General features: G+C 68.6%; 23 protein-coding genes and 1 pseudogene. 16 read left to right on the top strand and 8 right to left on the bottom strand.

Annotation, left to right across the window (positions count from 1 at the left end; genetic code table 11):
• The first annotated feature begins 65 nt into the window (after positions 1-65).
• The 4 genes from GGR04_RS16250 (at position 66) to GGR04_RS16235 (ending at position 4,234) form a co-directional block, all read left to right on the top strand.
• Positions 66-1,592, top strand: a complete 1,527-nt coding sequence (locus tag GGR04_RS16250; RefSeq protein WP_183200983.1) for a sensor histidine kinase — start codon at positions 66-68, stop codon at positions 1,590-1,592.
• Entirely contained in the window at positions 1,589-3,037 is a 1,449-nt protein-coding gene (locus tag GGR04_RS16245) for a sensor histidine kinase (RefSeq protein ID WP_183200982.1), read from the top strand. The genes GGR04_RS16250 and GGR04_RS16245 overlap by 4 nt, the downstream gene beginning before the upstream one ends.
• Positions 3,034-3,411: a response regulator gene (locus GGR04_RS16240; RefSeq protein ID WP_183200981.1), complete on the top strand. Its 378-nt coding sequence runs from the start codon at positions 3,034-3,036 to the stop codon at positions 3,409-3,411. The genes GGR04_RS16245 and GGR04_RS16240 overlap by 4 nt, the downstream gene beginning before the upstream one ends.
• A 61-nt stretch (positions 3,412-3,472) precedes the next feature.
• The gene (locus tag GGR04_RS16235; protein WP_183200980.1) at positions 3,473-4,234 is read left to right on the top strand and encodes a ZIP family metal transporter; all 762 of its coding nucleotides are present in this window, start codon (positions 3,473-3,475) and stop codon (positions 4,232-4,234) included.
• Between the two features lie 50 nt (positions 4,235-4,284).
• Here the strand turns inward: GGR04_RS16235 and GGR04_RS16230 are convergent, their stop codons facing one another.
• On the bottom strand, positions 4,285-5,178 hold the full coding sequence (locus tag GGR04_RS16230) for a LysR family transcriptional regulator (RefSeq protein ID WP_183200979.1): 894 nt from the start codon (positions 5,176-5,178) through the stop codon (positions 4,285-4,287).
• 148 nt (positions 5,179-5,326) lie between these two features.
• On the opposite strand from GGR04_RS16230, the gene GGR04_RS16225 reads away from it, so the two are divergent.
• The 5 genes from GGR04_RS16225 to GGR04_RS16205 all read left to right on the top strand — a co-directional run bounded on the left by GGR04_RS16225 (position 5,327) and on the right by GGR04_RS16205 (position 11,426).
• Positions 5,327-6,763: an arabinose transporter gene (locus tag GGR04_RS16225; RefSeq protein WP_183200978.1), complete on the top strand. Its 1,437-nt coding sequence runs from the start codon at positions 5,327-5,329 to the stop codon at positions 6,761-6,763.
• Positions 6,764-6,917: 154 nt separating this feature from the next.
• Positions 6,918-7,382, top strand: a complete 465-nt coding sequence (locus GGR04_RS16220; protein ID WP_183200977.1) for a (R)-mandelonitrile lyase — start codon at positions 6,918-6,920, stop codon at positions 7,380-7,382.
• Between the two features lie 109 nt (positions 7,383-7,491).
• Positions 7,492-9,891: a membrane-bound PQQ-dependent dehydrogenase, glucose/quinate/shikimate family gene (locus GGR04_RS16215; RefSeq protein ID WP_183200976.1), complete on the top strand. Its 2,400-nt coding sequence runs from the start codon at positions 7,492-7,494 to the stop codon at positions 9,889-9,891.
• Between the two features lie 27 nt (positions 9,892-9,918).
• Positions 9,919-10,683, top strand: a complete 765-nt coding sequence (locus tag GGR04_RS16210) for a glucose 1-dehydrogenase (protein WP_183200975.1) — start codon at positions 9,919-9,921, stop codon at positions 10,681-10,683.
• Positions 10,684-10,721: 38 nt separating this feature from the next.
• Positions 10,722-11,426 carry an isochorismatase family protein gene (locus GGR04_RS16205; protein ID WP_183200974.1) on the top strand — a complete coding sequence of 235 codons (705 nt, stop codon included), beginning with the start codon at positions 10,722-10,724 and terminating at the stop codon, positions 11,424-11,426.
• Positions 11,427-11,623: 197 nt separating this feature from the next.
• On the opposite strand, the gene GGR04_RS16200 is transcribed toward GGR04_RS16205, so the two are convergent.
• The gene (locus GGR04_RS16200) at positions 11,624-11,992 is read right to left on the bottom strand and encodes a hypothetical protein (RefSeq protein WP_183200973.1); all 369 of its coding nucleotides are present in this window, start codon (positions 11,990-11,992) and stop codon (positions 11,624-11,626) included.
• Between the two features lie 308 nt (positions 11,993-12,300).
• On the opposite strand from GGR04_RS16200, the gene GGR04_RS16195 reads away from it, so the two are divergent.
• On the top strand, positions 12,301-13,020 hold the full coding sequence (locus GGR04_RS16195; RefSeq protein ID WP_183200972.1) for a response regulator: 720 nt from the start codon (positions 12,301-12,303) through the stop codon (positions 13,018-13,020).
• Positions 13,017-14,525, top strand: a complete 1,509-nt coding sequence (locus tag GGR04_RS16190) for an ATP-binding protein (protein ID WP_183200971.1) — start codon at positions 13,017-13,019, stop codon at positions 14,523-14,525. The genes GGR04_RS16195 and GGR04_RS16190 overlap by 4 nt, the downstream gene beginning before the upstream one ends.
• Before the next feature lie 44 nt (positions 14,526-14,569).
• Here GGR04_RS16190 and GGR04_RS24585 read toward each other — a convergent pair.
• A pseudogene (locus GGR04_RS24585) lies at positions 14,570-14,839 on the bottom strand (4'-phosphopantetheinyl transferase family protein); the annotation flags it as partial.
• Positions 14,840-15,066: 227 nt separating this feature from the next.
• On the opposite strand from GGR04_RS24585, the gene GGR04_RS16185 reads away from it, so the two are divergent.
• Positions 15,067-15,318 (top strand): DUF6894 family protein, encoded by a 252-nt coding sequence (locus GGR04_RS16185; RefSeq protein ID WP_183200970.1) that lies wholly within the window; start codon positions 15,067-15,069, stop codon positions 15,316-15,318.
• Positions 15,319-15,325: 7 nt separating this feature from the next.
• Here the strand turns inward: GGR04_RS16185 and GGR04_RS16180 are convergent, their stop codons facing one another.
• The 3 genes from GGR04_RS16180 to GGR04_RS16170 form a co-directional block, all read right to left on the bottom strand.
• The gene (locus GGR04_RS16180) at positions 15,326-15,538 is read right to left on the bottom strand and encodes a DUF2934 domain-containing protein (RefSeq protein WP_312857473.1); all 213 of its coding nucleotides are present in this window, start codon (positions 15,536-15,538) and stop codon (positions 15,326-15,328) included.
• Positions 15,535-16,062, bottom strand: a complete 528-nt coding sequence (locus GGR04_RS16175; RefSeq protein ID WP_183200969.1) for a MarR family winged helix-turn-helix transcriptional regulator — start codon at positions 16,060-16,062, stop codon at positions 15,535-15,537. The genes GGR04_RS16180 and GGR04_RS16175 overlap by 4 nt, the downstream gene beginning before the upstream one ends.
• 165 nt (positions 16,063-16,227) lie before the next feature.
• Positions 16,228-16,503, bottom strand: coding sequence for a hypothetical protein (locus tag GGR04_RS16170; protein WP_183200968.1), 276 nt, complete (start codon positions 16,501-16,503; stop codon positions 16,228-16,230).
• A gap of 159 nt (positions 16,504-16,662) precedes the next feature.
• On the opposite strand from GGR04_RS16170, the gene GGR04_RS16165 reads away from it, so the two are divergent.
• On the top strand, positions 16,663-16,923 hold the full coding sequence (locus tag GGR04_RS16165) for a hypothetical protein (protein WP_183200967.1): 261 nt from the start codon (positions 16,663-16,665) through the stop codon (positions 16,921-16,923).
• On the opposite strand, the gene GGR04_RS16160 is transcribed toward GGR04_RS16165, so the two are convergent.
• Positions 16,920-17,162: a DUF6894 family protein gene (locus GGR04_RS16160; RefSeq protein ID WP_183200966.1), complete on the bottom strand. Its 243-nt coding sequence runs from the start codon at positions 17,160-17,162 to the stop codon at positions 16,920-16,922. The genes GGR04_RS16165 and GGR04_RS16160 overlap by 4 nt on opposite strands.
• A gap of 110 nt (positions 17,163-17,272) precedes the next feature.
• Between GGR04_RS16160 and GGR04_RS16155 the strand changes: the two genes are divergently transcribed.
• The 3 genes from GGR04_RS16155 to GGR04_RS16145 all read left to right on the top strand — a co-directional run bounded on the left by GGR04_RS16155 (position 17,273) and on the right by GGR04_RS16145 (position 19,084).
• The gene (locus GGR04_RS16155; protein ID WP_183200965.1) at positions 17,273-17,560 is read left to right on the top strand and encodes a hypothetical protein; all 288 of its coding nucleotides are present in this window, start codon (positions 17,273-17,275) and stop codon (positions 17,558-17,560) included.
• A gap of 209 nt (positions 17,561-17,769) precedes the next feature.
• On the top strand, positions 17,770-18,531 hold the full coding sequence (locus GGR04_RS16150) for a Crp/Fnr family transcriptional regulator (RefSeq protein WP_183200964.1): 762 nt from the start codon (positions 17,770-17,772) through the stop codon (positions 18,529-18,531).
• Between the two features lie 79 nt (positions 18,532-18,610).
• Complete coding sequence (locus GGR04_RS16145; RefSeq protein WP_183200963.1) at positions 18,611-19,084, top strand: MarR family winged helix-turn-helix transcriptional regulator; 474 nt, start codon at positions 18,611-18,613, stop codon at positions 19,082-19,084.
• Between the two features lie 540 nt (positions 19,085-19,624).
• On the opposite strand, the gene GGR04_RS16140 is transcribed toward GGR04_RS16145, so the two are convergent.
• Complete coding sequence (locus GGR04_RS16140; protein WP_183200962.1) at positions 19,625-20,524, bottom strand: dihydrodipicolinate synthase family protein; 900 nt, start codon at positions 20,522-20,524, stop codon at positions 19,625-19,627.
• Between the last annotated feature and the right edge of the window lie 387 nt (positions 20,525-20,911).

Genomic DNA, 20,911 nt, shown 5'->3' with positions numbered 1-20,911 from the left:
TTGGTGTCCCATCCTTCTATGCATGCCCGTCGAGTTGTTCGCGGTCGAACCTGGAAGGCATACCCTTGTCGAGCGCCATTCCATCGCCTTGCGGGGAGGAGACCGAGCGGTCGGCCGCCCTTCACAGCTACGGCCTTCTCGACACACCGCGGCAACAGGATTTCGACGACATCGCCCGCATGGCCTCGCAGGTCTGCGGGACGCCCATGGCCGTGGTCAACCTCGTCGACACGCGTCGCCAGTTCTTCCTCGCCGAGGTCGGTCTGGGGGTTCGCGAGACGCCGCTGGAGACCTCGTTCTGCGGTCGGGCGATCCTCGAGCAGGACATGCTGGTCGTCCCCGACGCGCGGCGAGACCCGCGTTTCGACGGCAACCCGCTGGTGCACGGCGAAGCCGGCCTCAAGTTCTACGCCGGCGCCCTCCTGAAGACGGCCGACGGCATCACCATCGGGACGATGTGCGTTCTCGACACGAAGCCGCGCGAACTCGACGAGCACCAGATCGAGATGCTGCGTTTCCTCGCCCGGCAGGCCATGACCCAGATGGAATTGCGGCGCTCCCTCGCGGCGCAGGATCGGCTGCTGGCGCAGGCCCGCGCCTCCGAGGCCCGCCATCGGCAGATCCTGGACAGCGCCGTCGACTTCGCGATGTTCACCTCGGATCTCGGCGACGAGGTGACGTTCTGGAGCGTGGGCGCCGAACGCGTCCTCGGCTGGTCCGAGGGGGAGATGCTCGGCCGATCCGCCGATGTCATCTTCACGCCCGAGGATCGCGCGACCGGCGCTCCCGACCGGGAGCGGGCGGCGGCCCGCGGCGAAGGACGGGCCCTCGACGAGCGATGGCATCTTCGCAAGGACGGCGCCCGCTTCTGGGCGTCCGGCGAGATGATGCCGTTGATGGACGACGCGGATCGACATGTCGGCTACGTGAAGATCCTCCGGGACCGCACGGAACAGCGCAAGTCCGAGCTTCAGCGCGAGGAGCTGACGCAGGAACTGGCCCACCGGATGAAGAACACGCTGGCCATGGTGCAGGCCATCGCCACCCAGACCTTCCGGACCGCGAAATCGCTCGACGAGGGCCGCGACGCCCTTTCGGGCCGGCTGATCGCGCTGGGGCGCGCTCAGGACATCCTCACGGGATCGGGCGCCGACGCGACCGAGATCCGGCATCTCGTCGACGACGCGCTGCGCCCGCATCGCTCCGGCGAGGGGCGGATCGTCGTGGCGGGGCCCTCGCTCGAACTGTCGCCCGACCAGGGCCTGGGACTGTCGCTGGCGATCCACGAGCTGGCGACCAACGCGGCGAAGTACGGGGCGCTCTCGGTCGCGGAGGGCGAGGTGTGGATCGACTGGACGATCGCGGCGGACCGCTCGTTCACGTTCCACTGGCGCGAGAGCGGCGGGCCTGTCGTCGAGACGCCGACGAGGACGGGGTTCGGATCCCGCCTGATCGAGCGCATCGTCGCGCCCTATTTCGACGGCACGGGAAAGCTGACGTTCGACCCGTCGGGCGCCCGCTTCGACCTGACCGGAACCATCGCCCCCCCGTGCGACCGATCCCCTCAACAGCCGAGGCATCGCACCCCATGAGCTTCGATCTCAGCCAGACCGACCACGCGGCGATCCTCGCCGGCATCCCGCAGCCCTACCTCGTGCTCGACGCCGACCTGACGATCGTGGCCGCGACCGACGCCTATCTGAGGACGACGGACCGCACGCGCGAGGACATCGTCGGACGCCACATCCTCGAGGCGTTTCCGGAGAACCCGGACGAGGTCGGCGCGGTCGAGCAGGGGCCGCTCGAGGTCTCGCTGCGCCACGTCCTGCGGACGGGCGAGCCGCACGAGATGGCGGTCATCCAGTACGACATTCCCCGGCCGGCGAGCGAGGGCGGCGGCTTCCATCAACGCTACTGGACCCCGGTCCACACGCCGGTGAAGGGTGCCGACGGCGCGGTTCGCTACATCGTGCAGAACCCGATGGACGTCACCGACAGCGTGCGGCGCACGCGCGAGGCGGACGCGCGTCTGCGCGTGGCGCTGCATGCGGCCGATCTCGGATCCTGGGAATACGAGCCGGAGACCGACATCTGGCGTCGCAGCGCCACGGTCGACGCCATCTTCGGCTTCAAGCCGGGAGAAGGCGGATCCGTCGCCGCGCCCTTCTTCGCCCTGATGCATCCCGACGACCTGCCGGCCGTGACGAAGGCGGTGCGCGACGCGCTCGAAAGCCCGGACCAGACCGTCCTGCGGTTCGACTACCGCGTGATCGACCGCACCAGCGGCGAGACCCGGCACATCGCGTCGCGCGGCGAGGTTCTGCGCACGTCGAACGGCAAGCCGCGGCTGATCGGCGTGATGATGGACGTGTCCACCGATCGTCTGCGCGAGGCGGCGCTGGCCGACGCCGTGAAGGTGCAGGAGACCCTGCTGCACCAGAAGGACGTCCTGCTCGCGGAGGTGAACCACCGCGTCAAGAACAGCCTGCAGCTCGTCGTCAGCGCGCTGAGCCTGCAGGCCCGGCGCCTGACCGATCCGGCCTCCAAGGTCGCCTTCGACCAGGCGATCTCCCGCGTCCGGGCGATCACCTCCGTCCATGAGCGCCTCTACCGCACCGACAACCCGCTCGTCGTCGACATGGCGGACTACCTGGAGGGCCTGTGCGCCGATCTCGCCGCGAACTCGGAACTCCGGGATCTCCTCCGGGTTGAGGTGCAGCCTCTTCGGATGAAGACGGAACGCGCCATTCCGATCGCCCTCATCGTCAACGAACTCGTGACCAACGCCTTGAAATACGCCTATCCCGAGGGAACCACGGGCCCGATCGTCCTGTCGCTCCACCCGGCGGGCGAGGGCCTGCTCGAGCTCGCGGTCGCGGACGAGGGGATCGGCTTCTCCGGCGACGCCAGCACGCACGGGCTGGGAACCCGCCTGGTGAAGACGATGGCCGCGCAGCTGGAAGGACGTGTCGAGATCCAGCCGGCGGAGCGCGGCTATCGAACGGCGGTCGTCTTCCCGGCGGAGGCCTCGCAGTGAGCCTCTGCATCATGATCGTCGAGGACGAGATGCTGCTGGCGATGGATCTCGAGGACATTCTCACCGGCGTCGGACACACCGTCGCCGGGCAGGCCTCGGACATGAGCCAAGCGGTGGCGATCGCCGAACGCGTCGGCGACCATATCGACGTCGCCATCATGGACGTGAACCTCGCGCGGGGATCGAACGGGGTGGAGACCGCCGCGGTGCTGCGCCAGCGTTGGGGCATCCCGTCGCTGTTCGTCAGCGGCAATCTCGACGAGCGGACGCGCGCGCTGGCGCTCGAATGGAAGCCGATCGGCTTCGTCGGCAAGCCCTACTCGGAGCGCGAAGTGCTGGCCGCACTGGCGAAGGTGGGCGCCGAGACCATCTGAAATCCGAACGATCCGGGGCGCCCATTGCCGCCGATCGCCGGACTCATTCGAGATCGACGTCATGCCGCTCACCCTTCAAGCCGGGCTCTGGGGCCTTCTCGGCGGGTCCGCCCTCGTTCTCGGCGCCCTGATCGCCTACACCGTCTCGCTCCCTGCACGCGTGATCGCCGCCGTCATGGCGGTCGGGTCCGGCGTGCTGATCTCGGGCGTGGCCTTCGAGTTGATGGACGAAGCCTACCGGCAGGGCGGTTTCGATTCCACCGCGATCGGGTTCGTCGCGGGCGCCATCGTCTACACCGCCGCCAACGTCGCGATCACCCGGCGCGGCGCGAGGCACCGCAAGCGGTCCGGTTCCAATCCCGACGAGAGCCAGCAGCACGGAACCGAGGGATCGGGCCTCGCCATCGCGGTCGGCGCGCTGCTCGACGGCATCCCCGAATCCGTCGTGATCGGGGCGAGCCTTCTCGGCGGCAACGCGGTGAGTCTCGTGACCGTCGCGGCGGTGTTCCTGTCGAACGTGCCCGAGGGCCTGTCGAGCGCTGCGGGCATGCGCAAGGCCGGCCGCTCCGCCACCTACGTCTTCGGCGTCTGGGGCGGCATCGCGCTGGCGTCCGGCATCGCCGCGCTCGTCGGCAATCTGGCCCTGGCGGGTGCCGACCCGGAGATCCTGGCGGTGACGAACGCCGTCGCCGCCGGGGCGATCCTCGCCATGATCGTCGACACGATGATCCCGGAGGCGTTCGCCGACACGCACGAGTATGCCGGTCTCATCACGGTGTTCGGCTTCCTCGCGGCCTTCGCCTTGTCCAAGCTGGGCGGTTGACGTCGCGAGGCCCCCGCGGTGCGCGCCTGCATCGGGACGACCTGTTGCAGCTAGCCGCGCTCGCGCAGCGCTTCGAGGACGATCTTGAACGCGGCGGAGGCCTGGCGGCGGCTGGGATAGCAGAGGTGGTAGCCGGGGTAGGACGGGCACCAGTCGCCGAGGACCTGCACCAGCCGGCCGGCCTCGATATGTTCGAGGGCCAGTCCGTCGGGAATGAAGCCGAGCCCGTATCCGTCGACGGCCGCCGTGATGATCTGGTTGACCCCGTTGAAGATCAGCTGTCCGTCGACGCGCACGCGAACCTCCTCGTCGTCCTTCTCGAACTCCCAGACGTAGAGGCCGCCGTGAGTCGGCAGCCGGAGGTTGATGCAGTCGTGCGAGGTCAGATCCTGCGGGGTGGTCGGCGCCGGGCGGGTCGCGAGATAGGCCGGCGAGCCGACCACGATCATGCGTTGATCCCGGCTGATCCGCATCGAGATCATGCCCTGCGAGACGATCTCGCCGAGACGCACCCCGGCGTCGAAGCGCTCCGCCACGATGTCGGTGAGACCGTAGTCGACGACGAGCTCGACCTTGACGTCGGGATGGTCGCGCAGGACCTTGCGCAGCTTGGGCCAGAGCACCTTGTCGATCGCGTAGTCCTCGGCCGTGATGCGGATCGTGCCGGCCGGCTTGTCGCGCAGATCCGTCAACGCGACGAGTTCGATCTCGATCTCCTCGAAGCGGGGGCCGATCGTCTCGAGCAGGCGCTCGCCTTCGGTCGTCGGCGAGACGCTGCGCGTCGTCCTCGTCAGCAGTCGGACGCCGAGCCGCTCCTCGAGCCCGCGGATGGCGTGGCTGAGGCCGGACTGGGACATGCCGAGCTTGGAGGCGGCCTTCGTGAAGCTCTGCTCGCGCGCCACGGCGATGAAGGCGAGCAGATCATCGACGTTTCCTCGCAGCATTCATGCCTCCCGCGCATAAGCTCTTGCGAGCCGGTCCAGATCATCACCTAGCGCGACGCGCGCTAAGGTCGCGCCCATTCGGCCTACGAGCGGCAGCCGGACCATGGAATCGCAGCAGCCGATGTCTCCATCAACGCACGAGCCTGGCATGTCCCCAACGACCGCACTGTCGTCCCCCGTCGCCGCGCGCTCGTTTGCATCCGCCGTCCTTCCCGTGATGGCCGTGGTGCTGCTCGGCTTTGCCGTGATCGGCCTGGCCCTTCCCGTGCTCCCGCGGCACGTCCACGACGGTCTGGGGTTCGGTCCGTTCACCGTCGGCCTCGTCACCGGCGCGCAGTTCGCGACGTCGCTGACATCGCGGTTCTGGTCGGGGGACTTCGCCGATCGCCGTGGCGGCAAACGGGCGATCGTCCTCGGGCTGGCGGCCGCCGCCGTGGGTGGCGGCCTGTACCTTCTGTCGCTTCCCTTCGTGGAGCGGCCCGTCCTCTCCGTCTCGATCCTGCTGGCGGGTCGCGCCGTCATCGGCGGAGCGGAAAGTCTGATCATCACGGGCGCGATGAGCCTCGGTCTCTCCCGCGCCGGACCGTTGCAGACCGGGCAGGTGATCGCCTGGGTCGGCACCGCCATGTTCGCCGCGCTGGCATTGGGCTCTCCGTTGGGTGCCGCCATCGACGACGCCTTCGGCTTGCGCGCGATCGCGCTGGCAACCGTGGCCTTGCCCTTCGTGGCGATGATCGCCCTCGCGCCGCTGGAGGCGCCGCCGGTCCGGGGCCGCGGGAGGTCGTCGATCGCCCATGTCCTTGGCGGCGTATGGCTTCCGGGGTTGGGCGCGGCGCTCGGCAGCGTCGGCTTCGGTTCGATCCTGACGTTTTCGGTTCTTCTCTTCGCGGACCGGGGCTGGGGGCTGGGCTGGCTCGCGGTCACGTCCTTCGCAGCGGCGCTCATCGCGGCGCGCCTGCTTCTTGGCCAGCTTGCCGATCGGTTCGGCGGCGCCCGCATTGCCGGGATCGCCGCTCCGGTGGGCGCAGCGGGACAGGCGTTGGTCTGGCTCGCCCCCGCTGCCTGGATCGCGCTGGCCGGGTGTGCGCTCACCGGGATCTGCTGGGCGCTCGTCTATCCGGCGTTCGGTGTCGAGGCGGTGCGGCGCTCGCCGCCGGAGAACCGGGGGCTGGCGATGGGCGCCTACTCGGCATTTCCCGATCTCGCGCTGGGATTGTCCGGTCCCGCGCTCGGGCTGCTGGCCAGCGGGGTCGGCCTCGATCCGATCTTTCTCGCGAGCGGGGCCCTGATGCTGTACGCGGTACCTGCGGCGATCGTTCTCCAGCGCGGCAACGCGGTTTCCCGCCCTCTCCCCGGGTGGCTGAACGCCCCGCGGGGTTCGCTCCTCGTGCCCTCCCGACCGCTTCCAGCCCGTTCGCCGATGCGCCCAGGACGAGCCGAGGCTCTCGTCGCCGACGAGCGGATCGCCGAAAGACCCGGCGAGTCCAAGGTCCGTCGAGGACGTGCGCTCGCGCGACCGATCGTGAACCGCTGGGCACTCGGCCTTCGATGCCCCTGCGCCGGTGCCTTCATGCGTGCCTGCTGAGCGGCTGCAGACTCATGTGCGCCTCGCATAGGTCTATGCAGCGACGCCGCTCTAATCCGCCGGGGCCCCCTCCCATACCTCTCCTGTCAGATCGACCGCCGGGTTCTCCCGTTCCCGGCTCTGTCGCCCCGAAGCTGGAAGGACGAGAACCGCCATGAAGCGCATTGCCGCCGCCACGATCCTGATGGGCCTCGCCGGAGAAGCCCCCGCCCTCGCCGAAAGCTCCGTCATCTCGCCGAACGGTTCCCGCGCTTCGATGGCGGGTCCAGAGGCGAACTTCACCGGCGCCGTCACGGTGGAGCCGCTCTATGCGCCGAACGATCAGACCGCCTCGTCGGGCGGCACGGTGACGTTCGCTCCCGGGGCCCGTTCCGCCTGGCACACCCATCCCGCCGGCCAGATCCTCGTCGTCACCGACGGCATGGGCTGGGTCCAGGAAGAGGGCGGCGAGAAGCGCGAGATCCGGCCGGGCGACGTCGTCTGGGCGCCGCCGGGCGTCAAGCACTGGCACGGCGCGACCGCCACCACGCAGATGCGCCACATCGCCATCACCAACATGGTCGGCGGCAAGAATGTCGACTGGATGGAGAAAGTCGACGACGCCGACTACGGCGGCTGATCGCCCCTCCCCGCGCCCGTTCCCTCCGTGTGCCGCCGTGCCGAGCCGCAGGCTCGCATGCGGTAGCGCTGGCCCCTTCCCCCTGCCCTCTCAAGATGAGCCCGTCCTGATGACAGCGCCCCATCCACCCTCCGATCCCGCTTCAGGCCGCTGGACGCGCCGCCTCTACGCGGCCTTCCTCGCGATCGTCGGCGTCTCCCTCCTCGCGGGCGGCGTCATGCTCGTCTTCGCCGGCGGCTCGCCCTACTATCTCGTGGCCGGTCTCATGACGCTGGGCAGCGGCGTCCTGATCTGGCGCGGCGACCGTCGTGGTGCCTGGCTCTACGGCGCCCTTCTCGTCGGCACGCTCGGCTGGTCCGTGTGGGAAGTCGGCTTCGAGGTCTGGCTGCTGGTGCCGCGCCTCGTCGCGCCGTTCGCGCTCGGGCTCGGGCTGCTTCTGCCCGGCGTGCGCCGAAGCCCGCGGCACGCCCCGGTGCTGGCGTCCGTGCGCGGCTGGCCGGCCTTCTCCGGCGGCCTCGTCGCCTCGCTCCTCGTCGGAACCGGCCTGAACGCCGTCGGTCCGGCCAAGCCCGCCGATCCGCTGTGGCAGACCGGGGCGCGTGTCGCTGCCCCCGAGCGGCTGGCCCGGCCGATCGCCGACGTCGAGGGCGGCGAGTGGCCCTTCTACGGCAACGACCGCGGCGGCACGCGCTTCAGCCCGCTCGACCAGATCACGCCCGCCAACGTCGCGAACCTCGAGGTCGCATGGGAGGCCGAGACCGGCCCCGCGATCGAGGGGCCGACGGGCGGCCTCGAAGTGACGCCGATCATGGTCGGCGACAGCGTCTACGTCTGCAACGGCTACAACTCCGTCATCTCCTTCGATGCCGAGACGGGCGCTGAGCGGTGGCGGCACGCCATGACGGGTTCGACGGAGTCCGGGAAGCCCTGTCGCGGCGTGTCCTACTACCGTGTTCCGGGTGCCACGGGCCCCTGCGCCGAGCGCATCTTCGCGCCGAGCCAGGCGCCCGACCTCATCGCGCTGGATGCCCGCACGGGCCAGCCCTGCGCAGGCTTCGGCGACAACGGCCGCGTCTCGCTGATGGAGGGGCTCGGCGAGGTCTCCTTCGGCCTCTACTACCTCAGCTCCGCCCCGCAGCTCGTGCGCGGCAAGGTCGTGGTGGGCGGCAGCGTCCTCGACAACCAGCTCTGGGGATCGCCCTCCGGCGTCATCCGCGCCTTCGACGCGGTCACCGGCGAACTCTCCTGGGCCTTCGACGTCGGCCGCCCCGACCGCCGCACGGCGCCGCCCGTGGGCGAGACCTACACGCTCTCGACGCCCAACAGCTGGGCGCCGCTCAGCGCCGACGAGGACCTCGGCCTCGTCTATGTGCCGACCGGCAACTCGCCGCCCGATCTCTACGGCGGCCAGCGCCGGCCCTTCGACGACGAGTTCAACAGCTCGGTCGTTGCGCTCGACGCCGAGACGGGAGCGCTCCGCTGGCACTTCCGCACGATGAACCACGACCTCTGGGACTACGACGTGCCGTCTCAGCCGACGCTGGTGGACCTGCCGACGCCGAGCGGCGTTCGCCGGGCGCTGATCCAGCCGACCAAACGCGGCGAGACCTTCGTGCTCGACCGCGAGACCGGCGAGCCGATCAAGCCCGTCGAGGAGCTTGCCGTGCCGCAGGGCGGCACCGTTGCGGGAGAGCGCCTGTCGCCGACTCAGCCCTTCTCCACCGGCATGCCCGTGTTCCGGGGGCCGACGCTGCGCGAGGTCGACATGTGGGGGATGACGCCCATCGACCAGATGATCTGCCGCATCAAGTTCCGGAACGCCCGCTACGAGGGCACGCTGACGCCGATCGGCCTCGACCGTGCGACGATCATCGATCCCGGCTACGGCGGGGGCGTCAACTGGGGCAGCGTGTCCATCGACGCCGACCGCGGGATCATGGTCGCGAGCTGGATGCGCCTGCCGACGCAGGCCCAGCTCGTCACCCGCGAGGTCGCGGACGAGCGGGGCATCGAGATCGTCGACGGCAAGGGGCCCGTCAACGCGCAGGCGCCGATGGCGAACACGCCCTTTGCTGCCCTCGTCGGACCTTTCCTGTCGCCGCTCGGCACGCCCTGCAGTCCGCCGCCCTGGGGTCTCATGACGGCCGTGGACCTCGCCACCGGTCAGGTGATCTGGACGAAGCCGTTCGGCACCGCCGAGGACACCGGACCGCTCGGCATTCCCTCGAAGCTGCCGATCACCATGGGCGTGCCCTTCTCGGGCGGCTCGATCACGACGCGGGGCGGGCTCGTCTTCATCGCGGCCTCGGTCGAGCAGGCGATCCGGGCCTACGACGTGACGACCGGCGAGGAAGTCTGGAAGGCCCGCCTTCCCGCCGGCGGCCAGGCGACGCCGATGACCTACCGCGCCCCGAGCGGACGCCAGTTCGTGCTCGTCGCCGCCGGCGGCAAGCCGACGCTGAAGACGACGCGGGGAACGACGATCGTCGCCTATGCCCTGCCGAACTGAACTCCCGCCTTTCCGAGGACTGAACCCATGACCTACGACTTCAGCGGTAAGGTCGCCCTCGTGACGGGCGGCGCTTCGGGAATGGGCCTCGCCGCCGCCAGGGCCTTCGCCGCGGCGGGTGCCGCGGTCGCCATCGCGGACCGCAACGGTGAGGCCGCGAGGGCCGCGGCCGCCGCCCTCGCCGACATCGGCCACAAGGCGATCGGCATCGGATGCGACGTCACGGACGAGGCGTCGGTGAAGGCGATGGTCGAGGAGACCGTCGCAGCCTTCGGACGGCTGGACGCCGCCTACAACAATGCCGGGGTCCAGGCCCCCGTCGCCGAGACCGCCGACGCGACCGCCGCGGATTTCGACATCGTCAACGCGGTGAACATGCGCGGGATCTGGCTGTCGATGAAGTACGAACTGATCCAGATGCGCGCGCAGGGCGAGGGAGGCGCGATCGTGAACTGCTCCTCGCTCGGCGGGCTCGTCGGGATCGGAGGCAGGGCCGCCTACCATGCGGGCAAGCACGGCGTCATCGGCATGACCAAGAGCGCGGCCCTCGAATACGCGGCGCGCGGCATTCGCATCAACGCGATCTGCCCGGGCATCATCGACACGCCGATGGTGGCCGAGATGAAGGAGACGCAGGTCGAGGCGATGGCGGCGCTGATGAAGGAGGTCCCGATCGAGCGGCTCGGCCGCGCGGACGAGATCGCCGACGCGGTGCTCTGGCTCTGCGGACCCGGATCGACCTTCGTCATCGGTCACGCGCTGGCGGTGGACGGCGGTTACACGGTTCGCTGAGGCGGCCACCCTTTCGGCAACGAGCAAGGATCGACGACATGAACCAGACGACCAGACGCCGGGACGTGCTCCGTGGCGGCTTCGCCCTGTCCTTGCTGGGGCTGGGCGCGGGCAGCCTGACCGCGACGCCTGCCGCCGCGCAGGATGCCGCTTCGGGGACCGCGGTTGCTCCGGTCGGCGGCTCGATCCTCGATCCCCGCGACGTTCAGATCCTGTTCGCCGATCTTCAGGTGCCCTTGGTCGCGACGAGCCGGACGGTGACGGCGGAGCCGCTCGGCCGCTCGGCAGGCGTCCTGGCGAAGGTCGCGTCCATCCTCGAGATGCCGATGCTGTTCAGCGTGGTGGGCGAGCCGACACCGCCCCTGATCCCCGAGCTCCTGCCGTTCGCGACGGATGGCAACACCATCTTCCGCAAGCCGGCCAGCCCGTTCTCGCATCCGCCGACCGTCGAGGCCTTGGCCGCAAGCGGGCGCCGGACGCTCGTGATCGCAGGCTTTGCGGCCGAAGTGGTCGTGCTGCACGCGGCGCTGGACGCCATCGCGGCAGGGTACACGGTCTTTACCGTCGTCGACGCCATCGGCAGCCAGTCGGAGAGAACGGAAGCCGCGGCCTTCCGCGAGATGGAGCGCGCCGGCGCCGTGCCGACCTCCGTGCTCAGCCTGACGACGCGCCTGGCGCCCGACTTCGACACTCCTCCGGGGTCGCAGACCTTCGCCGCGCTTCGGCCGTTGCTCGGCGGCTGACGCGCGCCGTTTCGAACAAGCCGCATTCCCTCGTTCTCGCCGTCCTCGACACGTTCTCCGGCTGCGCCGGCGCTCGCCGAGATCGGGCGGGCTTGTCCGCCGCTTGAGCCCTGGCGCGTCGACCGGCCAAGATGCAGGCCGGCGGCAGTCGCCCGAGGATCGAGCGGACCTGCCGCCGCGCGAGGCGGTCGTTCGTCTCAGAAGCTGTCGGAACCCGGCACCATGCGCCCAGTCCAGCCCGCGGCGGGGGCACGCGCGCCCTGCGGGCGGCCGGTGACGACGCTCATGATGGCGTCGCCGTCCGCGGCCTCGTCGCCGACGCTGGAGCCGGGCACGAGATCGCGGGTCGAGCGGGTCGCGCCGGCGATCGGGTAGCCGTAGGACCGGCTTTGCGCCGCGGTGCCGCTGGCGCCGGACGAGGCGCCCTCGACCACGGACTGGCTGGCGGCGGTGTCGCGGGCCCGGTCGTACGTGTCGGAGCCCGGCACCACGGCGTTGGCGGCGGACATCGTGCCGAAGGAGGCGGCGGCGAGAAGGGCGGAGGCGAAGAGGCGGGTGATGGTCATCGCGAAGGTCTTTCCTTGGGGGCCGCAGGGGGCCGTTGCATCGGGGGAAGTCTGGCGGGTGGCGTCTGGCCTCCCGCTGCGGACCGTCTTGGCGCCGCGCTTCCGTTCCCGTGTTTCACGAGGATCAAACTACCCGCGGCTTGTCGCAGCGCTGTGCCGCGCGCGTCTGAAATTGTCCCAAAATTGTATCGTCTGCGGCCGTCGAACCGAAGCAACGTCCGATCCTGCGACAGGTTGATACAGTTTTTCGCGGGCGTTCACGGCGATGCGGCTTTATAGTGGCGGTCGATCCCGCTTCGAGGCCATCGATGGACAGCGTCCCCCACATCATCGTCGTCGACGATCATCAGGACATTCGCGATCTCGTCGCGACCTATCTCGAGCAGCAGGGATACCGCGTCGGCGTCGCGGAGAACGGCGCAGCGCTGCGCCGGCTTCTGGAACGAAGCGTGCCCGACCTGATCGTCCTCGACATCATGATGCCCGGAGACGACGGCCTGACGATGTGCCGGGAGATCCGCATGGCCGGCGACACGCCGATCATCTTCCTGACGGCGCGCGCCGACGAGACCGACCGCGTGATCGGGCTGGAACTGGGCGCCGACGACTATCTGACGAAGCCCTTCTCGTCGCGCGAGCTTCTGGCGCGGATCAAGGCGGTGCTGCGCCGCGCCCGCCCCGCCCACCCGCAGCGCCCGGGCCGCCGGCCGACCATGCTGCGCTTCGACCGCTGGACGCTCGACGTCGGCCGCCGCGAACTGCAGGACGAGGACGGCGTCGGCGTTCCCCTGAGCACCGCGGAGTTCCGCCTCCTCAAGGTGTTCGTCGAGCATCCCGGCGCCGTGCTGACGCGCGACCAGTTGCTCGACCTGACCGTGGGCCGGGAAGCCGAACCGTTCGACCGTGCCATCGACAACCAGGTCAGCCGCCTGCGCAAGAAGGTCGAGACCGATCCGAAGAACCCGACGATCATCCTGACCCATTGGGGCGGCGGCTACAGCTTCGTTCCCGAGGTGACCTCGCCATGAGCCTTGCCGGCGATCTCACCTCCCTTTGGGGCCCGCGCGTGCGGCTCTGGGCCGGCGCCGCCGCACGGTGGCGCGTCACGCACTGGTGGCGCAAGAGCTTGACGATCCAGCTCCTGGCCTCGATGCTGCTCGCCTTCTTCGCGAGCCAGGCGATCTCGCTCGTCGTCTCCTGGGACGGCTACAAGAGCGCGCTCCAGACCGCCGCGCGCAGCGAACTGCACAGCCGCGCCGCGGCCGTCGCACGCCTCGTCGAGGTGGCGCCGCCGGAGCTGAAGGGCGAGCTCGCCCGCGTCAGCAGCACCGAATACACGCGGTTCTGGATCTCTTCCGGCGGTGCTCCGCAGATCGACGCATGGGTAGACGACGCCTTCGCGCGCTTTCGTGTGCCACTCCACGATCTCTTCGACATCGGCGTGGAGAACACCCCGGTCGGCAGTCCCGCGGCGAGCTTCCTTCTGGCGCCTGACGCGACCGTCGCGGTGTTTCGCGAGGGCGCCAGCTGGAGCACGGCCGCCATCGGCGGGCCGGAAGGCGCCGACTTCCCGGCCCGGGCGCGCTACCTCGACTACGCCGAGATGGACGGCGCGGGGGTGATCGTTCCGCTCAGCGACGGGCAGGCCCTGAACGTCGCCTTCTACAAGCACATCGTCCCCTCGATCTGGACGACGCCGCTGCCGATGACCCTCGCGCTGACGGCCGGGCTCGTGGCGCTGGTGGGCGCCGTCACGGCCCGGCGCATCGCCCGCCCGCTGCGCCAGCTGACGACGGCGGCCGAAGCCCTCGGGCGGGGCGAGGCCGTGGAGCCCCTCTGCGAATGCGGCCCGGACGACATCCGCCGCACCTCGGAGGCCTTCAACCGCATGCAGGACCGGCTCCACCGCTTCGTCGAGGACCGCACGCGGATGCTCGCCGCGATCAGCCACGACCTGCGCACGCCTCTCACCACGCTGCGCCTGCGCACCGAGCTGGTGGAAGACCCGGCCCTGCAGGGCCGGATGCTCTCGACGATCGACGAGATGCAGGCGATGGCCGACGCGACGCTGTCCCTGATCCGGCAGGAGACGACCGTCGAGGCCACCCGCACGGTCGATCTCGCCGCGCTGGTCGAGAGCACCTGCGAGGATCTGGCGGAACTCGGCTACGACGTGACGTTCGATCCCGCCGAGCGTCTGCCCTATCGTTGCCGTCCCGACGGCCTGCGCCGCGCCGTTCGCAACCTCGTCGAGAACGCCGCGCGCTACGCCGGCCAGGCGCGCGTTCGCATCCTCGCCACGCGCACCACGGTCGAGATCGTCGTGGACGACGACGGCCCCGGCATTCCCGCCGACAAGCTGGACGATGTGTTCGCGCCCTTCTTCCGCCTGGAAGGATCGCGCTCGCGCGACACGGGCGGCGCCGGGCTCGGCCTCTCGATCGCGAGAGCGATCGCCCGCCAGCACGGCGGCGACATTCTCCTGCGCCGGAGATCGCCGGGCCTCAGTGCCGCCGTGACGCTGCCGGCCTGACGTCCCCGTCGATCGGCGCGAACGGAGAAGGAGGTCGGCGAGTATCGCAAGCCGAGGCCGGTCGCCTTCGTGACCGCTTCCTCCCGCGTCCACGAGCGGCACATCGCCTCCGTCTGACGCTCGTTCGGCAGGAGGGCCGCTTCCTCGTCGGCGAGGATCGGTTCGATCAGGGCATCGAGATCGTCGAGACGCCGCCTCTGCTCGACATCGATCCCAACCGGTCCGTCGCGGGCCCGGCAACGACGCCGATCTCGTGGCTGTGCGAAAGGTTGAATTGGATCGCGTCGGACGGGGGCAGAACGGGCCGTTTTCAAGGTCGTCGATGCCGATATCGACGGCTTCGGACGCCGGACCCAGATGTCGGGACAGGGTGCGTCTGATCTTGTTCACCCCGCAGAAGCGTTCATCATTTCAAGTACAGGCTGCGGACCCCCTTCGAGTTCTCGCGTCGCAGGGAAGCGTACGGTTCTGACCGTGCAAAGCCCTTCGCGTCATGACACTGGTAGCCGCGTGCGAGCCTGCACCGGCGAGGCGACCCACGATGCGGTACTATTTCAACCAGATCAAAGGCGACGGAGTGGTCCTCGACCACGAAGGCAGCGAGCATCCCGACCTCGCGGCGGCGCTGACCGAGGCCGTCGATGCCGCGCGCGAGATCATGGCGGTGGCGGTGCGGTCGGGCTGGGACATCTCGCACGAGGCCTTCGAGGTGCTGGACGAGACGCACCAAGTGCTGGCCCGCGTGCCCTTCTCGACCGTCCTCAGCCAGCGCGAGCCGAGCACGAAGCTCTAGCGATCTCCTAACGCGCAACGATCCGGTCGGGGTCTTCCGTCGGCCGGGACTCGCCTTCGATCTCGAGCGAGGCTCGAGCCCAGAACTCGTGCTCGCGTCCGCAGGGGCGTCCCGCCTTCTCCCAAAGAAAATAGGCGCGGTCCCGAACCCGCCGCGTGCTGTCCTCGAGGTTGCCGGTCGCGATCGAGCAGGCCGCGCCCTCCAGAAGCGGCTCGCTCACCGAAGCCGCCGAAGGCGCTGGTGGACCGTTCCGTTGAGAAGGGCGACGCCTTTCAGCATCGTGCCGATCTCCTCGTCCTCCACGGCGGCGGTCAGTTCGGCCTCGACATTGTCGCACACCGCCGCAACCTGCTCTGTCAGCCGATGGCCTTGCGCCGTGAGATCGAGAAAGCTTCGACGCCGGTCCACCGGGTCATCCGATCGTTGCACGAGCTGCTTGTCGATCAACCGGTCCGCCATCTTGGAAACCGTCGAGGGACGAACGCCGAGTTCGCTGGCCAGGGCGGAGACGCTCATCCGCGGATGACGGGAGAGGACGATCAGCAACCGGTCCTGGCCGGACGACAAACCCAGCGGCGCGAGCTTCAGGCCGAGCAAGGCCCGGATCGCCTGGGCGGTGGAAAGGGCGAGAGGAAGAAGCGAGGGAGAGGCGGGCGCGCTGCCCGGCTGCGGCTTGTTCGAAGAAGCGAGGTGGCCGAGCTGCAAAGCGGCCGACCGATCGCGGGTGATGACATCGCTGTCCATCGAAGGTTCCTTCCGACAGAGGAGTTTTACGCAGCATTCCTGAGTGATCCGCCAAACGCTACCCTTGCATCCGGCTTCGTACGATACCGGACGAACGCATCTGCCGGGACGCGTCGGTGACCGCCAGCCGATCTCCCTCGATGCGAAGGGCTGGACGAACGGCGGTCAGACCCCTCGTCTCGAAGCCACGATCGGTCGAGCTGAGGAGGCCAGTGCTTCCAGCAGCCGGTCTCGAACGTCGAGAAGCCGGGCAGAAGCGGCGTCGGTCGCCCCCCCGATCGCCTCCAGCACGGCCGCGGTCTCGGCAACGAGATCGGCGGCGATGGGGATGCTGCCGATCGGCGTCGCAGCCCTCGCCGCTTCAGCACCCGTCTGATGCGCGGCCAGCCGCAGAGCGTGGGCGAGGCGAAGGCAGTCGGTTCGCCGGATGCTCGATGTCATGATCATCACTCCGTTGGCGATCCATTCCAGTGTGCCGCAGTCCTGGCGTCCCAATCGAGCCCAAACGGGTCGAAGGTCCGCTTGGTACGGTCCTGTACGAAGCGGGTCGGCGCGTTTGAAGAGCGAGGCTCGGCGACCAAGATCGATCGGACATCGAGGATGGAGGACGCCGTCATGCCGAGCCGAAAGGACCTGCTCGCCCGTCGCTTCGGGCTGGTCATGAGCCCCGCGCCCGATGAGATCCGGCGTTGGGAGGAGCAGGCCGACGAACTGGTCAAGGCGGGGCGCACGCTCGACAGCGCCTGCGAACTGGCCGCGCCGATCGCCTTCCGGACCTGCGGGCTCGGTCCGCAGGACAGGTCGGTGTCCGTTCGTCGTCTGTACGGGCTGGACGACCGCGGCGTCCCCTCTCCGCTCTAATCGCCCTTCGGCAGGCGCAACTCGTCCCTGAAGAGGATCGTGTCGACGAGGCGGTCGTTCTCGTCGCAGATCTCGATGGACTGGCCATCGAGAACATCGCCGCGCTTCAAGCGTTCGGCGAGGAGATCCCGCACGCCTCTGACCGCCTCGCGCCGGGCTGCGGCAAGGTCCGGGTACTCCGCTCCTTCCAGGTCCTCGATCCGAGTTTTGCCAGTCCAGATATGCAGGAAGTATCGCATCGAAGAGTCCGTCGTCCAAAACGCGTCTGAGGCTATCGCCAAGTTAGCGCCACCAAGTGGAGCTGCTAGCCTGGCGGTGGGAGCATTGGCCCTCGACCGCGAAGTCCATCATGAGCAGCGCCGACAACATGCAGCGCATCGATTTCGACTTTGTCGAGCCTTCGCCCATCCTCGATCTCAATCCGGTCCACCGGGGGCGGCGGATCGACTGCCCGCCGGAGTGCCGTCCGCAGGAGGACGGGTCCACGACGCGCGCAAGGATCGCCGGTGACGATGACCGAGGGCCGGTCGAGATCGAACGCGGGGAGCGACCCATCTTTCTCCGCCCGCATGGCGGAATGGTCAGAAAAGCATGGCGATGCCGCTGGAGCCACCAGGCATCGAGAAGGGTACGCTAACGGACAAAGGGATCGGGCGTCAGACAAAAGGATCGGGCGTCATACGTCGGGCCCGGTCCCCTCCCCCGCCGGGCCGAAATGTCAGAACCGTACGGTTCCCGCGTGGTATCTGGAGGAAGACGCATCCTTCCCGCATAAGCTGCCGATCACCTGTCGCGCACCTGCGAGTTGGGGTGCCGAGATCGGGCTCCTCCCCGAAGGAGCGGATCATGGCCCCCGTTTCTCGTACCAGCGTCCGCAATCTGCTGCTGAAGGCTCTTCCGGACGAGAGCTTCGCCAAGCTCCAGCCGCATCTGGAAGAGGTGCCGCTGCCGACCAAGGCGGTTCTGGTGGAGAGCAACGAGCCGACCGAACACGTCCACTTCCTCGAGAGCGGACTGGCCTCCATCGTCGCCACCAGCCACACCGACGGGGAAGAGATCGAAGTCGGGCATATCGGACGCGAGGGGCTGTCCGGCTTCCATGTCGTTCACGAGGTCGACCGGACACCGCAGCGCACCTTCATGCAGGCGGCCGGAGCAGGGCTGCGGATGCCCGCGGCGGCTTTGAAGGACGCGTTGAAAGACGACCTCGCCCTTCGCCATCTGCTCCTGCGCTACATCCACACCTACGAGGTGCAGCTCTCGCAGTCGGCGCTGGCGAACGGGCGCTACAACATCAACGAGCGTCTGGCGCGCTGGATCCTGATGTCGCACGACCGACTCGACGGCGACGACCTGCCGCTGACGCACGAGTTCCTGTCGCTGATGCTGGGCGTGCGCCGCTCGGGCGTGACGAACGAGATCCACATTCTGGAGGGGGTCGGCTTGATCAAGGCCACCCGCGCCTGCATCCAGGTCCTCAATCGCGAAGGGCTCCTGGACCTGGCCGGCGGCTGCTACGGCGTGCCGGAAGCCGAGTACGAACGGTTGATCGGATCCGCCACCCCGTCGGATGCCGACCCGGCGGGACCGGCACCAACCACGGTGTGACGGAACGACGATCCATCCTTCGACCGGGCGTCCGTCGACGTCGATATCGGCAACGCACCAACCTCGAATGCAATCCCGTATGTCTCAGTTCACTTCAGCGAACGCGTTTGGTTTTCTATTGGCGGACTGCGCGCGGCTTTTTCAACAAATGTGCGACAAGAAACTCTCCGAGGCCGATATGGGCCTTTCGACGGACCAAATTCGAGTTCTCGACTGCGTCATCCAGCATCGAGCCTCCACCGAGTGGAATTTGGCAGCGCGCCTGGCCATGACGGCCATGACCCTCTCGGCCTCGCTGGAACAGCTCGAGAAAGACGGATTGATCGCTCGGGTCACGGGACCGGACGAACACGCGATCATCGTCAATCCGACGGCTGAAGGCATTGCCGTCTTCGAAACAGTTTCTCCTGTCTTGGATGACGTCATCATCCAGGGGTTGGAAGCGATGGGCGATGCGGAGATCGCGATATTGGCAGGTGCACTGATAAAGATATGCCACAATCTGACGAAACATCCGGATCTGTTGATGAGCACTGATGAATTGATCCATTGAGGTCAAACAAGATCCTATCGCAAACCCGGCAAGGCGGTCGATCATCGAAATGCCGGAGCTCGAACGACACGCTCATATCCAAGCCTTCGCTGCTCATTGCTTCCAGATCGCCGAGCTTGCACCCTCGTCGGCTCCTTGATGGTGTGGATCGGCCCTTCGAGGCGGCATCGGTGCCTCCAGCGGCACGGCATATCCAGGTTGCCGGATGTCGAGGATGAACCGCACCATCGAGGATGCGACCGTCAGACGCTTCCGCTACGAAGGCCATGATCATGTCCATGCGCAACTGGCTGAGGCAAAGGCGCATCGGGCCGTCGTCCCCTTCGCTGACAGCCAAGCCGTTCCACCCTCGAGCCGAGAGCCTCGAGGCGCCTGAACGTCATCGAGCGACGGGTCTGTCGCCTCGACAACGGGAGGCGCATTGCGACCCGGTACGATCGCTTTGCCGCAACGACCTCGCAGGCCTCGCCCTCGTTTCCATCCTCGCAGCATGGACCTGATCGCGTCCCCCGAAGCGACGCGACGTCGGCGGACGACCCGTCATCCGGCGACGAGCAGAGGCTCTGCCGCGGCCAGGACTTCGCGGCGAGCCTCGGCTCCGAGCGGCAGGATCGGGCGCGGCGGCGCCGAGTGTCCGAGCCCGAGGATGTCGAGGAGCACGTACATCACGCGAAGACTGCCATAGGTTCGGAAGGTCTTCCAAAGAGGGGCCAGTTCTGCGTCGAGACGACGAGCATTCCCCACGTCGCCGGATTGCGCGGCACGGACGAGGGCGGCGACCGGATCGGGCAGCGTGCCGCCGAGGACGCTGTAGAAGGCGTCCGCTCCCGCCAGCACGGCGTCCGCCGTCCCCCAGTCGCCGCTGTAGCCGACCGCAAGACCCGTACGGCGACGCAACTCGGCGATCTCGCCCGCATAGTCGCCATCGGCGGGCGGCGGCATCTTCACGGCCTGCACCGACGGGAGGCGGTCGAGCCGCTCCAGGAGCGGCAAGCCGAACGTGAAGTGCGTGGTGCCGGGATTGTCGTAGATGCAGAGTGGCAGGCCGGACGCCTGCGTCACCGAGCGATAGTGCTCGAAGGCCTCGTCCTGGGTCAGTGGCGTATAGGAGACGGGGGCCATCAGCAGCGCATCGGCGCCTGCGGCCTCCGCATCCCGTGCGAGATCGCAGGCCTCCATCGTGCGCAGCGCTCCGACGCCGACCACGAGCGGCACGCGCCCGCCCACGCATTCCACCGCTGCCTCGATCGCACGCCGGCGTTCGCTCCGCGACAGGTAGGCGTAGATGCCGGTCGAGCCCAGAAGCCCGATGGAGTCCACGTCCGCGCCGCAGAGCCGCTCCACGAGACGAGAAAGCGTTTCGGTATCGACGCGGCCCTGCTCGTCGGCGGGCGTGATGGGGAAGGCCGACAGGCCATGGAAGGGTGAGGTCTGTCGCAAGGTCGTCTCCGGCGAACGGGATCGGGGGATCAGGCGCCAGCGGATGCCGGCACCCACGAAGACGATGGCGAGGACATCTTCGATCCATCGGCAGCCAGATGCGGACCATCGGCACCGCCGAGAACGGGAAGGCGTCTCCCAAGAAGATCGACGCGCCGAGCGGCGCGCGATCCTTGATCGCCGCTGCCATCGTCTCTTTCAAGCGCAAAGCGTCTGCCGAGTGGCCCAATTCGACAACTCGAGCGCCCTTCATCGTGGGGAGATGCCAATAGTATAAGCCGCCCCAATTTTGGGTTCTCCCGCAAACTGTGTGAAGTTGATGGGCCATTTTGGGTGCGGGCGACATATCGCGGGATTGGCAATGAACCCGAGATTCTGCGATGTCCC

Source organism: Aureimonas pseudogalii (assembly GCF_014196835.1).
GTDB lineage: Bacteria > Pseudomonadota > Alphaproteobacteria > Rhizobiales > Rhizobiaceae > Aureimonas > Aureimonas pseudogalii.
Note: the sequence above shows the minus strand (reverse complement) of the source record. Positions and strands in the feature narration are given on the sequence as shown.